Origin of the sequence: Fusobacterium sp. IOR10, from assembly GCF_010367435.1 — a bacterium.
GTDB lineage: Bacteria > Fusobacteriota > Fusobacteriia > Fusobacteriales > Fusobacteriaceae > Fusobacterium_B.
On the sequence record NZ_WJWY01000006.1, the window covers coordinates 1 to 12,775 of the forward strand.

Below are 12,775 nucleotides of genomic sequence, written 5' to 3' on the forward strand. Positions count from 1 at the left end.
AATCACATCCTTTCTTTTGGTGTCGCAACTTAATTGTAACGGATTTTTTTATTTGTCTCAATTTTTTTTTGCAAAAAATAAAGGCATTAGTATTTTTACAAATACCAACACCAAATATTATAGACCCAAAAAAAATTGGTCATTTTTATGCCCATTTTTTTTTATGTAAAACTTTTAGATGTTTAAAATAGTCTAAAGTTGTGATATAATCTTAATGTATAAAAAAAAATCTTAGTGAGGTGAATAAATGACCAAAACATTTTTTCACAAGATCATTTATAGTTGCTATTATATTTCATATTTAATGAGTGAAAAGAAAATTCATGACCAAAAGAAAAGAAATAATGTAGCTGTAAATTTTGTGAAATATAACAATAAATTAGTTTTAAAAAATATAAATAAGCAAGAAATAAAAAATATTTCAATTCTTTTACCTCATTGTATTCAAAGTTATGATTGCAAATATAAAATAACATCTAATATTGAAAATTGTGTTAGATGTAAAAAATGTAAAATCTATAGATTTTTAGAGTTTAAAGAAAAATATAATGTTGATGTGAAAATAGCCACAGGTGGAACATTGGCAAGATTGTATTTAAGGGAAAAGCATCCAGATTTTATTATTGCAGTTGCATGTAAAAGGGATTTAATTTCTGGTATTTATGATGCATTTTCTCAGAATATATATGGAATATTTAATCAAATAGTGGGATCCCCTTGTATAAATACTGATATAGATTTAGATGAGGTGGAGGAAATATTGAAAAAATTATATTATAAGGAGTGATCAATTTGAAAAACCCAAGATTAATGAAGATTGCTTTAATTATTTCAATTATTACAAATGTTGCCTATGGGGATATGAAGGATGATTTAAGTAATTTAAACACTTTATACTCTAAAGGACAGTATAGTAAAGCAGTTATTAAATCTAAAAAATTTATTATGGAATATCCCCAGTCAAAATATAATAAAAATCTAGCACTTAGAATATGTAAAGTTGAATATTTAAATAAAAATTATTCAAAATCCAGTGATTCCTTTGAAAATCTTTTGAGAAATTACAAATTAGGAAGAAGTGAGAGAATGGAAGTTTATTCATATTTATATAGAATAAACAAATTATATGGGAATATTCAAAAATCCAGTTACTATGAAGAGTTGTTAAAGAAAAGAAAAAAAAGTTATGAAGATGCACTTTTTAGAACAGGAATGTTACTTGTGGACAACGAGAATAATATTTCAGCTATTAAGGAATTTAAAAAGGCAATCTCTTTAAAGGGGGATAATTATGAAGACAGTTTCCTATATATGTCCCTTGCATATGTTAATATTAAAGAGTATAAGGAAGCCCTAGGTTATATAAATAAGTATTATAACTTTAAGAACAAGAAAAAACCTGAAAATATAGTTTTAGCAAAGTATATACTAGGAACTATTAGCTATAAGAAAAATGATATTGAAACAGCAATAAAATATTTTTCATCTTTAATAGAAAATAATCCTGGTTATATATACACTGAAAAGGGAAAGGTTTCCTTAATTGAGATATATTTAAATAGTGGAGATATACAAGAGGCTTTAAAATTATATCCAACTATAGAAAATACTTACTTAAAAAATCAAAGTTCCAAAGTTGTGGGAAACTATTTTCTTTTAAGGGAGCAGTTTGAAAAGGGAATAGAATATTATGAAAAGATAATAGGGAAAAAGGATGATGAAAGTAAGTATAACTATGCCTACGCCCTTTATAAAATTGGAAATTATTCAAAGGCTATAGAGGAATTTACAAGTATACAGGGAAGATATTACACATTTAATAAAAGATATTATATTATTTTATCCCTAGATAAAAACAAGGACTATGAAGCAGTTATCAATTATGAAAAATATTTAGAAGATTATGTTTCAGACAGTGAAAAATATAATGATTTAAGAATGGTGCTATTAAATGCCTTTTATGAATTAAAAGATTATGAAAAGGCAAATAACTATATAAAAGAAATATATACAGATTATTCAACTGCAAAGAATATGAGTAAATATATATTGATCACCAGTGAAATTGGGGACAAGGATAAAATTGAAGAATTATTTAAAGACTATAAAAACCTTTACAAGGAAGATGAAGAATATAGAAGAGAAATTTATTTGGCAGTTGCAGATTTTGAAATTTCAAGAAATGATTTAATCTCAGCTGAAAAGGCATATGTGGATTATTTAAAAACCCATGATGACAAGGAAATAAGAGGAAAATTAATAGATCTTTTAATTAACCAAAAAAAATATGCAGTTACAATTAAATATTTAGACAGTCAAGAAAATACAGAGGACAACATTTATTTAAAGGGTATTGCCTATATTGGAATAGGAAAATATGAAAATGCAGATAAATTATTTAAAAGTCTTTTGGAAAAAACTTCAAATAATGTTTTACTTGAAAAAACAAAGTTCAATATTATAAAAAATTATTTCCTATGGGAAAAATACAAGGAAACAATTAAAGAGGGAAAATTCTATTTAGATAATAACAATGATTATTTAACTTCTGAAGTTTTAAACAGGGTAGCAATAAGTTATTATAGGCTTGGAGATTATAATAATGCTAGAAAATATTATGAAAAATTAGGAAAGGACTCTAATTTCCATTCCTATTCTAAGTATCAAATAGCAGATTCATACTACACTGAAAAAAATTATAAGAAAGCTTTAGAGCTATTTGAAGAAATAATAAATTCAAATGAAATAAAGGGTTATAAGGAAATAGCTAAGTATTGGTCTATAAGCTGTTACTTTAACTTGGAAAAATTTGATGAATATTTAATGGAAAGTAAAGAATTTCTAGATGATTATCCAAATTCAGTATATTATAAAACTGTTCTTTTAAAAAGAGGGAAATATTTATCTGAAACAAAAAATTATGATGAGGCTATAGAGGAGTATGCATCTCTATTTAAAAAGGAAACTGATGTTTTAGAAAAGGATAAAATACTAGAAAATATCCTAGATGTCTATATTTTACAAGATAATATAGACTCTGGAAAAGAATGGATAGATAAGATTCATAATAAGTTTAAAAAAAGCTATTACAGTTCTCATTATTACAGAAAAAAAGGTATGACAGGAAAAGCTTTAAATGAAGATAAAATTTTATTAGATAGTAAATTTTACAGGGATTATGCTCTTAAAAATTTAGGAGAGTATAATTATGAAATAAAATCATATGATAAGGCTAGAAAATATTATAGTGAAACTTTAAAATTAGATTCTAGTATATACAAAGATTTAGCCACATTTAGACTAGCTTATTTAGATAAGAATGATAAAAAATATGAGGAATCTCTAAAGGGCTTTACCAAGGTAATAGTTATTTATCCTCAAAGCAAATATGTAACACTTTCTAAGATAAATATATGTGGAATATACGAGGCTCAAAATAATATTGATAAGGCTATAAAGGCATACAAAGAAGTATATAATGATCCAAATGCTGATTCATACTTGGAATATTTAGTTGAGAAATTATTAATCTTGTCCCTAAGAAAGGAAGATAAGATAAATTCTGATAAATATTATAATGAACTTACTGGATTAAATAAAGAAACTGTAAAAAAATACGAACAATTTTTAATTAAAGACAAGGAGGAGATTACAGATGAAAAAAATGTTAGTAATAATGATGCTAAGTTGTAGTGCAGGGTTATTTGCTGCTGAAAATGTAGTTCTTGATAAGGAGGTTACAGGAATTAATAAGGAAACTATTGAAACAAGGGAAATAAAAGATAGTGGGGTAAAATTAGAAACAGAAAATGTAGAAGGAATGAGAGCTAAAATTTCTGATAAAAATATAAAGAATGAAAAACAAGGGGTTTTAAATAAAGATAGTGATTTACAAAATGAATTATCTGGAGAAGTTAAAAAGGATACTTCTTTTTTAAAGATCTTATTAGGTGTAGTTGGGATAGTTGCTATTGGAATAGCCTTATAATTTTAGGAGGAATTTATGTACTGGATAAAAAACGGTGGAGCATTAATGTATTTTATAATCTTAATGTCTGTACTAGGAACTGGGGTAATAATAGAAAAATTTATATATTTTAAAGTTTCAGAAAAGAGAAAGTTTGACGATTTAAAGGAAGAAATTAATGAATATTTGGAAAAGGGAGATTTACCAGGTGTGATAGAATATTTAGGTAAAACTAAATGTTCCACAGGTAAAGTTCTTAAGGAAGTATTTACATCATGTAATAAAGACACAAAAAGTATTGTTGTGTTAGAAGAAAAGGCAAGGGAACAAGCTCTAGCTCAAATTCCCCGTTTGGAAAAAAATATGTGGATACTTTCTATGGTAGCCCACGTTACACCTCTTATTGGGTTATTAGGTACAGTTACAGGGATGATTAAAGCCTTTCAAGCTGTTGCAATTCACGGAACAGGGGATGCTTCAATATTAGCTGAAGGAATCTCAGAGGCTTTATTTACAACTGCAGGGGGTCTATTTGTAGCTATACCAGCTCTTATTATTTATAACTACTATAATAAAAAAATAGATGACATTGTAAATGATATGGAAAAGGGTAGTGTTGAGGTAATAAACTATTTTAGGAGGTAAGTAATATGAAATTTCAAAATTTCAGAAGACGTAATAATAAAAATATCGTTTTAGAATTAACTCCTCTTATAGATGTAGTTTTCTTACTTCTTATATTTTTTTTAGTGGCAACAACATTTGAAGATGTTGATACAGGTATAAAAATAGAGCTTCCAAAATCAACAATAAGAGAATTAAAACCTGTTAAAGATTTACAAATTAGTATAACAGGGAAAAAGACTATTTATTTAAAATATAAGGATGGAAAGGAAAATAAAAAGGTAGTTGTTAAGAAGGGAAATCTTAAGGGAAAATTAGCAAAGGTACTTGGAGAGTCAGAAAGTAAGAATGTAATTATTAGTGGAGACAAATCTATAGACTATGGATTTATTGTTGAAATTATGACAATTTCCAAAGAAGCTGGTGCAGAGGAATTAGACATTGACACAGTATTAAAATAGGAGATAATTTATGAAAATACAAAAAAGTGATGCAATTTCATTTTCTTTGGCTATTATTATAAATTTAATAATTCTTATCTGTATACCAGGCTTAGATAAAGTAGAGGATGTAAAGGATAAAAAATTAAAAGTTGGACTAGTTGCTCTAGAAAAACAAAAATATACATCTAAAGCTAAGGACAAAGCGATACCAAATAAGAAAAAAGCTGAGAAAAAAGAAATATTAGATACAACTAAACAAGATTTAATAGAGGAAAGAAAGAGAATAAAAAGAGAGAAAAATTTAAATCTTATGAAAATTTCAAAGTCTTTAAAGACACCTTCTCTAGATGTTTTAACCTCTAATAAATCAGCTATTAACAAAAAATTAAATTCTATAAAGTCTGATGAAAAAAGCTATAAAGAGCAGGTTAAATTAGAAAGGGAAGATAGTGATGGAGTAAATAAAAATAGTTCTATCTTCAATGACTCTAAAATAATTGATAAAATTGCTTCAGAATCAAAGGATGAAGCAATAGATATTAAAAACAAAAATGGAAGTGGAGATATAGAGGTAAAGGAAGGAAAAGTTGAAGGACTTCCTAGTGGATACAAATTAGGAGTTGAAGATGCAGAAATCATAGCTAGATGGGATGGATCTAACAAGGAACCTAAGTATCCAGAGAAAGCTGAACTTTCAGGAATGCAAGGAACTGTAAAGGTTAAACTTGACATTGATGCAAATGGTCGAGTTATTAATTTAATTATGGAAAAGGGAAGTGGAGTACCTGAAATAAATACAGCTATAGAAACCATTGGAAGAACTTGGAATATATATCTAAGTAAAAGAGGTCAAAGAATTAAAGGAAAGGTAATATTAGAGTATTCTTTTAAACTAAAGGGAATATAAAACAAGGGGGATAAAGTGAAATTATTAGGTTTTAGATTGGAAGATGAGTTAGCAGAAAAGCTAGAAAATAATATGGATAATGAATTAAACGTTATTAATAATGTTACAGAGTTCATGGATACAGTAAAGGGAAAAAAATATGAGTGTATTTTAATAGAAGAAATGCAACTACCTTCAGAAACTTTAATAAATATTATAAGAAAAGTTGAAGAATTTCAAAAGAAAGCTGTTATAATAATACTTGGTCAAAGTTCAAATCTAAAAGTAGTAGCAGGAAGTATTAAAGCAGGAGCCTATGATTATATTTTAAAACCAATATCAAGTGAAGAAGTTATTAAAATTATTGAAAAATCTGTAAAGGATCATAAATTATTAGCTGAAAGAGTTGATAAGAATAAAAATACAGGGGATAAGCTTATAGGTCAAACTAAGGAAATAGTTGAAGTATATAAGAAAATAGGAAAGGTTGCAATAAATAAGGTTCCAGTTTTAGTAGTAGGTGAAAAGGGAACTGGAAAGAGAAGTGTTGCAAATGCAATACACCAATTTAGTGATGCTTCTAAAAAACCATTTATAAGTATCAACTGTACTTCATTTCAAAATTCTTTGTTAGAAAGAAGATTGTTTGGATATGAAAAGGGAGCCTTTGAAGGAGCAGTATTTTCCCAAGCAGGGGATTTGGAAAAGGCCAATAGTGGAACTTTACATCTTGGAAATATTGAGTTTTTAAACTTGGACATTCAATCAAAAATCCTTTATTTATTACAAGAAAAGGAATTTTTTAGAATGGGTGGAGCAGATCCTATAAAAACTGATATTAGAATAATAGCAACTACAAGTGCAAATTTAGAAGAGGCAATAACAAATGGGGAATTTATAGAAGAACTATATTTAAAATTAAGGGTTCTAGAAATTAATATTCCACCACTAAGAGAAAGAAAGGACGACATTCCCTTTATAATAGATAGATATTTAGTTGATTGTAATGCAGAACTTCATAAATCAGTTAAGGGAATTAGTAAACCTGCTTTGAAAAAAATAATGAGATATGATTGGCCTGGAAATGTTAATGAATTAAAAAATGCAATGAAATCTGCTGTTGCCTTGTGTAGAGGAACTTCAGTATTAATTGAGGATTTACCAAGTAATGTTTTGGGAAATAAACCAGTTAAGAGAAAGGGAGACATTCAAAATTGGATACTTGGAGATTGGATAGAAGGGGAAATAACAGCATATAAATCAAATGGGAAAACAGCTTACTATACACATATAATTTCAAAGGTTGAAAAGGAACTAATAAGACAAGTTTTAGAAATAACCAACGGAAAAAGAGTAGAAACTGCTGAACTATTAGGAATTACTAGAAATACCCTTAGAACAAAAATGGGTAATTATGAGTTAGATTAAGTAATTTAACTTAATTTTATGAAGGGGGCTATTGTGCAAACAACGCTATATAGGAAATATAGACCTAAGAACTTTGAAGAAATAGCAGGGGAAGCTGATATAATAAGAACTTTAAAAAATTCTTTAGATAATGATAGAATGTCTCAAGCTTATCTTTTCTGTGGACCAAGGGGAATAGGGAAAACAACATGTGCAAGACTTATTGCAAAGGGAATAAATTGTATTAACAACGGAATTAGCAGTGTTCCTTGTAATGAATGTGAAAATTGTAAAGCTATAGACAATGGAAGTTTTATAGATTTAATAGAAATAGATGCTGCTTCAAATAGGGGTATTGATGAAATAAGAGATTTAAAGGAAAAAATAAATTATCAACCTAGTAAAGGTAGAAAAAAAATATATATAATTGACGAGGTTCATATGTTAACTAAAGAGGCATTTAATGCTCTTTTAAAAACTTTAGAAGAACCACCTGTTCATGTTATATTTATACTAGCAACAACTGAACCAGATAAAATTTTACCTACAATTATATCAAGATGTCAAAGATATGATTTTCAAATTTTAACACCTAAGGAATCTAAAGATAAGCTTAAAGAAATTTGTGAAGCTGAAAAAGTTGTAATAGATGATGGAAGTTTAGAACTTATTTATGACATATCTGGGGGAAGTATGAGAGATGCAATATCTGTACTTGAAAGAGTCATTGTATCTTGCCTTGGTAATGAAATTAAAGAGGAAGACACTAGTAGAATCCTTGGTTCAACTTCAAAGACTTTGTTAAAGGAGTTTTATGAAACTATAAAGTCTGGATCAATGATGAATGGAGTTAAGTTTTTAGATAAACTATGGGAAGAATCCTTTGACATTGAAAAATTTTTCAAGGATTTTGCAAGATACATGAAGGATTCCTTGGTAAATGAAAGTGTGAAAGTGGAAGAGGGACTAAATATAATTGGAAAAGTTTACGATTCATTAAATAAGTTTAAATATGAAGAGGATAAGAGACTTTTAGGTTATGTTGTTTTAAATAATTTATTAAAAAAAGAACCTAGAACAAGTGGTAATGAAGAAAAAGCACAAATAAAAGAAATAATAAAGGAAAAAATTGTGTATAAGGATTCTAAGGAAAAGAATTCTAGAAAGAAAGAAAAAGTAGATGTTACAATAGAAGATATAAAATCAATGTGGAATGATATTGTGGATAAGGCAAAGAGTAAAAAACCTCCTTACGGGGCTTTTTTAATAACAGCAAAACCAACTAAAGTAGATAATGGATTCCTATACATAGATTTAGGAGACAGTTTATTTGCAAAGGATCAACTTGAAAGTGAGTACTATAATATTCCTTTTCAAGATATAGTTCAAAGTATGACAAAATCTAAAATAAAAATGAAGTATACAGTAGCAGAAGAAAAAAATGAAATAGAAGCAAGTGATGATGATACACTGTCTAAAGTAGTGGACTTCTTTTCAAGGGGAGAAGATTAATGAATAAAAAGATGATAAAGTATAGTTTAATTTCAATTTTATTGTATAGTTTAGCTATGATAATACCAGTTGCTGGTTTTATGTTACCAAGCTATAAAATAAAAAATGGTTTAGCTTTTACTTTGAAAGAACATATACTTACAAATATAGTTATAATAGCAGGAATAGCTGTTACTAGCTATGAAAATGCTTTAATATATGTATCGATTTTTTTAACAATAGAAATAATGTTTTATGTATTTAAGGATGCTAAGATTAAGAATTCAAGATTTAAAATTTTTGATAGAATGGTTATAACTTCTATAATATCAACAATTTTAATTGTAATATGCATGGGATTATTAAAAACAGATATACTAGAAATCAAAAAATTAGTTGAAGATATGTATGTTAATAATTATAAAATGTCAGAAACAGATTTAAAACTAGTCTTTAATTTTATTAGAGATTATAAATATTTCCTTATTTATACTTATGTTGGTCTTATGACTTATTTAACATATTTATCAAGGGGGAGAAAGCATTATAGTGGCTGGAACCTATCATATATATGGGTATTATTTTATATTATTCCATTTATAGGAAAAGAATATTTTGGTATGGATAGTTTGTTATTACAAAACATTTTACTTATAACAAAAATATCTTATATTGTATATGCAGCTAAAATATTATATAATCTTATAGGGACTAAAATAAGATTTGATATTTTAAAACATGTACTTTCAATAGTCATAGTTTTTTATTTCCCTAATGTTTTCTTTATATTAGGGGGACTAGCAAGTTTTAAAATAATAAAATTTAACGTGATCAAAGAAGACAATAAAAAAAATAAGAAATAACAAGAAAAAAATACTGGAGGATGAGAAATGGCAAAAATACAAGTAATACTTACAGAGGACGTTGCAGGACAAGGAAGAAAAGGAGACTTAGTATCAGTTTCTGAAGGTTATGCAAAAAACTTCATTATAAAAAATAACAAAGGGATGTTAGCAACTCCTGAAGCTTTGAAAAAAATTGAAAATGACAAGAAAAAAGCAGCAAAAAGAGATGAAGAAGAAAAACAAAAGGCAATTGATGTGAAAAATCTATTGGAAAAGGAAAAATTAGTTTTAGAGGTAAAAGTTGGGAATAATGGAAAATTATTTGGAGCTATTACAAATAAAGAAATTTCTGCAGAAATAGAAAATAAATATGGGAAAAAAATAGACAGAAAAAAAATAGAAGGAAACATTAAAAGTACAGGGGAACATAAAGTAACAGTTAAATTACACAGGGATGTAAAGGCTGAAATAACAGTAGTAACAAAAGGATAAAATATATGGATAGATTAGAAAAGTTAAAGTCAGTTCCAAGCAGTTTAGAGTCAGAAAGAGCTGTGCTAGGGGGAATATTTTTAAGACCTGATATTTATGGTGAGGTTGCAGCAATTATTTCCAGTCAAGATTTTTATAAGGTAGGACATAGATACATATTTGATGCTATGGGAGTATGTTATACTAACCAAGAAAGTATAGATCCACTACTTGTTATGAATAATTTAAAGAAGATTAATAAATTTGATGAAATTGGTGGAGAATCTATATTCTATGATATTTTAGAAGAGGTTCCAACAGCAGCAAATATTCTTTCCTATGCTAAAATTGTTAAGGAAAAATCTCTTTTGAGAAAATTAGGATCAGCAGGAACTAAAATAGTTGAAATGTCCTATGAAGGTTATGAGGATGTTGATGTTATTTTAGATAAGGCAGAAAGCTTAATTTTTAAAATTTCTGAAACAAAGGATTCAAAAGAATTAGTTGATATGAGACAGGCAATTTCAGATGAAATTAAAAGATTAGAGCAAATTATGAACAATAAGGGAATGACCTCAGGAATATCATCAGGATTTGTATCCTTTGATGATAAGACAAGTGGTTTTCACCCTTCAGACTTAGTAATTATAGCAGCAAGACCTGCAATGGGAAAAACAGCCCTAGCTCTTAATATGGCCCTTAATATGGCAACTAATGATAATAAAGGAATATTACTATTTAGTTTGGAAATGTCTAGTTCCCAATTACTTCAAAGACTTATTTCAATGGAATCAGGAATAGGATTACAAAAAATAAGAAATGGTTTTTTATTGGATAAGGAATGGGGAAAAATAGGTATTGCCTGTGGGCAAATATCAAACTCAAACATTCATATTGCAGATACTCCCAATGTAAATGTTCTAGAAATAAGATCAATAGCTAGAAAATTAAAAATAGCAGGGGAGTTAGATGTTATAATAGTTGACTATCTTCAATTAATAAAAAGTGCAGGTAAGGGAGAAAATAGACAACAGGAAATTTCTGAAATTTCTAGATCACTAAAGGGAATAGCAAGGGAATTAGATGTCCCTATAATAGCCCTATCACAGTTATCTAGAGCTCCTGAACAAAGAGCTGATAGAAGACCTATGCTTTCAGATTTAAGAGAATCTGGAGCAATTGAGCAAGATGCGGATATGGTTGTGTTTCTTTATAGGGATGATTATTATAATGAAAATTCTGAGGAAAAGGGAATTACAGAAGTAATAATTGGAAAGCAAAGAAATGGACCAGTTGGAACAGTTAAACTTAAATTCTTTAATGAGATTACAAAATTTGGAGATTTTACAACTGCAATTGATTAAATATAAGTATAAAATATATAAGAGAGGAATTATCAAATGAAAAAAGTAGAATTATTAGCACCAGCAGGAAACTATGAAAAAATGGAGATGGCATTTCATTATGGAGCTGATGCTGTATTTCTTGGGGGAAAAATATTTAACCTAAGAGCTGGAAGTCATAACTTTTCAAATGAAGAATTGGAAAAGGCTGCAAATTATGCACATGATCTTGGAAAGAAAGTTTATGTGGCACTTAATATAATACCACACAATGAGGATTTAGAAGTACTTCCTGAGTATGTTAGATTTTTAGATAAAATAGGAGTAGATGGAGTTATTGTAGCTGATCTTGGAGTTTTCCAAATAGTTAAAGAAAATTCAAATATTCCAATTAGTGTAAGTACTCAAGCTAGTAATACAAATTGGCGTTCTGTTAAAATATGGAAGGATATGGGAGCAAAGAGAGTTGTTCTTGCTAGGGAAATTTCTTTGGAAAACATTAAAGAAATTAGAGCTAAAGTTCCAGATATAGAATTGGAAGTATTTGTGCATGGAGCTATGTGTATGTCTATTTCAGGAAGATGTCTACTTAGTAATTATCTTACAGGAAGAGATGCAAATCGTGGAGACTGTGCTCAACCTTGTAGATGGAGATATTCTCTAATGGAAGAAAAAAGACCAGGTCAATATATGCCAGTTTTTGAAGATGAACATGGAACATTTATTTTTAGTTCAAAGGATTTATGTACAATAGATATAATAGATCAAATTTTAGATGCAGGGGTAGATTCTCTAAAAATTGAAGGAAGAATGAAGGGAATTTATTATGTTGCAAATGCAGTAAAAGCATATAGGGAAGCAATAGATAAATACAATGCTGGAGAATATGTTTTTGATGAAAATTGGTTAAAGGAATTGGAATCAACATCTCATAGATTGTATACTAAAGGTTTTTATTTTGGAAATCCAGGTGTAGATGGTCAAAACTATAACGATAGAAATTCATACAGCCAAACTCATCAACTAGTTGCTAAAGTTATTGAAAAAGTCTCAAGTGATGAATATATTTTAGATATTAGAAACAGAGTGGAAAGTGGAGAAGTTCTAGAAGTTGTTACTCCAAATACAAAGGCAATTGAATTTACTTTACCTAAAATGATATTAATTGATAAACGTGGTCATGAATCAGAAACTTTATTTGCAAATCCCAATTCAATAGTTAGAATTAAAACAAATATAAAAATGGAAGTTTTAGATATGATTAGAATAGTTAAGGGGTCAAATTAATTATTCCTAGG

Annotated in this window: 12 protein-coding genes; all 12 read left to right on the forward strand. The window is 27.9% G+C overall.

The window, feature by feature from the left end:
* Nucleotides 1–247 precede the first annotated feature (247 nt).
* Genes GIL12_RS02340 through GIL12_RS02395 form a run of 12 tightly spaced genes read left to right on the forward strand, consistent with a single transcriptional unit; the run spans nucleotide 248 to nucleotide 12,764 of the window.
* Nucleotides 248–787, forward strand: coding sequence for a DUF116 domain-containing protein (locus GIL12_RS02340; protein WP_163468740.1), 540 nt, complete (start codon nucleotides 248–250; stop codon nucleotides 785–787).
* Between the two features lie 5 nt (nucleotides 788–792).
* Nucleotides 793–3,693: a tetratricopeptide repeat protein gene (locus GIL12_RS02345; RefSeq protein ID WP_163468742.1), complete on the forward strand. Its 2,901-nt coding sequence runs from the start codon at nucleotides 793–795 to the stop codon at nucleotides 3,691–3,693.
* On the forward strand, nucleotides 3,656–3,988 hold the full coding sequence (locus GIL12_RS02350) for a hypothetical protein (protein ID WP_163468743.1): 333 nt from the start codon (nucleotides 3,656–3,658) through the stop codon (nucleotides 3,986–3,988). The genes GIL12_RS02345 and GIL12_RS02350 overlap by 38 nt, the downstream gene beginning before the upstream one ends.
* A 15-nt stretch (nucleotides 3,989–4,003) precedes the next feature.
* Nucleotides 4,004–4,612, forward strand: a complete 609-nt coding sequence (locus GIL12_RS02355; protein WP_163468744.1) for a MotA/TolQ/ExbB proton channel family protein — start codon at nucleotides 4,004–4,006, stop codon at nucleotides 4,610–4,612.
* A gap of 5 nt (nucleotides 4,613–4,617) precedes the next feature.
* Nucleotides 4,618–5,052 (forward strand): biopolymer transporter ExbD, encoded by a 435-nt coding sequence (locus tag GIL12_RS02360; protein WP_163468745.1) that lies wholly within the window; start codon nucleotides 4,618–4,620, stop codon nucleotides 5,050–5,052.
* Nucleotides 5,053–5,062: 10 nt separating this feature from the next.
* On the forward strand, nucleotides 5,063–5,941 hold the full coding sequence (locus GIL12_RS02365) for an energy transducer TonB (RefSeq protein ID WP_163468747.1): 879 nt from the start codon (nucleotides 5,063–5,065) through the stop codon (nucleotides 5,939–5,941).
* 15 nt (nucleotides 5,942–5,956) lie between these two features.
* The gene (locus GIL12_RS02370) at nucleotides 5,957–7,348 is read left to right on the forward strand and encodes a sigma-54 dependent transcriptional regulator (RefSeq protein ID WP_163468749.1); all 1,392 of its coding nucleotides are present in this window, start codon (nucleotides 5,957–5,959) and stop codon (nucleotides 7,346–7,348) included.
* Between the two features lie 33 nt (nucleotides 7,349–7,381).
* On the forward strand, nucleotides 7,382–8,839 hold the full coding sequence (gene dnaX / locus GIL12_RS02375) for a DNA polymerase III subunit gamma/tau (protein WP_163468751.1): 1,458 nt from the start codon (nucleotides 7,382–7,384) through the stop codon (nucleotides 8,837–8,839).
* Nucleotides 8,839–9,681 carry a hypothetical protein gene (locus tag GIL12_RS02380; protein WP_163468753.1) on the forward strand — a complete coding sequence of 281 codons (843 nt, stop codon included), beginning with the start codon at nucleotides 8,839–8,841 and terminating at the stop codon, nucleotides 9,679–9,681. Before dnaX ends, GIL12_RS02380 begins: the two co-directional genes overlap by 1 nt.
* Nucleotides 9,682–9,708: 27 nt before the next feature.
* Complete coding sequence (rplI, locus tag GIL12_RS02385) at nucleotides 9,709–10,155, forward strand: 50S ribosomal protein L9 (RefSeq protein WP_163468755.1); 447 nt, start codon at nucleotides 9,709–9,711, stop codon at nucleotides 10,153–10,155.
* A gap of 5 nt (nucleotides 10,156–10,160) precedes the next feature.
* Nucleotides 10,161–11,498: a replicative DNA helicase gene (gene dnaB / locus GIL12_RS02390; RefSeq protein ID WP_163468757.1), complete on the forward strand. Its 1,338-nt coding sequence runs from the start codon at nucleotides 10,161–10,163 to the stop codon at nucleotides 11,496–11,498.
* Nucleotides 11,499–11,534: 36 nt separating this feature from the next.
* The gene (locus tag GIL12_RS02395; RefSeq protein ID WP_163468758.1) at nucleotides 11,535–12,764 is read left to right on the forward strand and encodes a U32 family peptidase; all 1,230 of its coding nucleotides are present in this window, start codon (nucleotides 11,535–11,537) and stop codon (nucleotides 12,762–12,764) included.
* The last annotated feature ends 11 nt before the right edge of the window (nucleotides 12,765–12,775 follow it).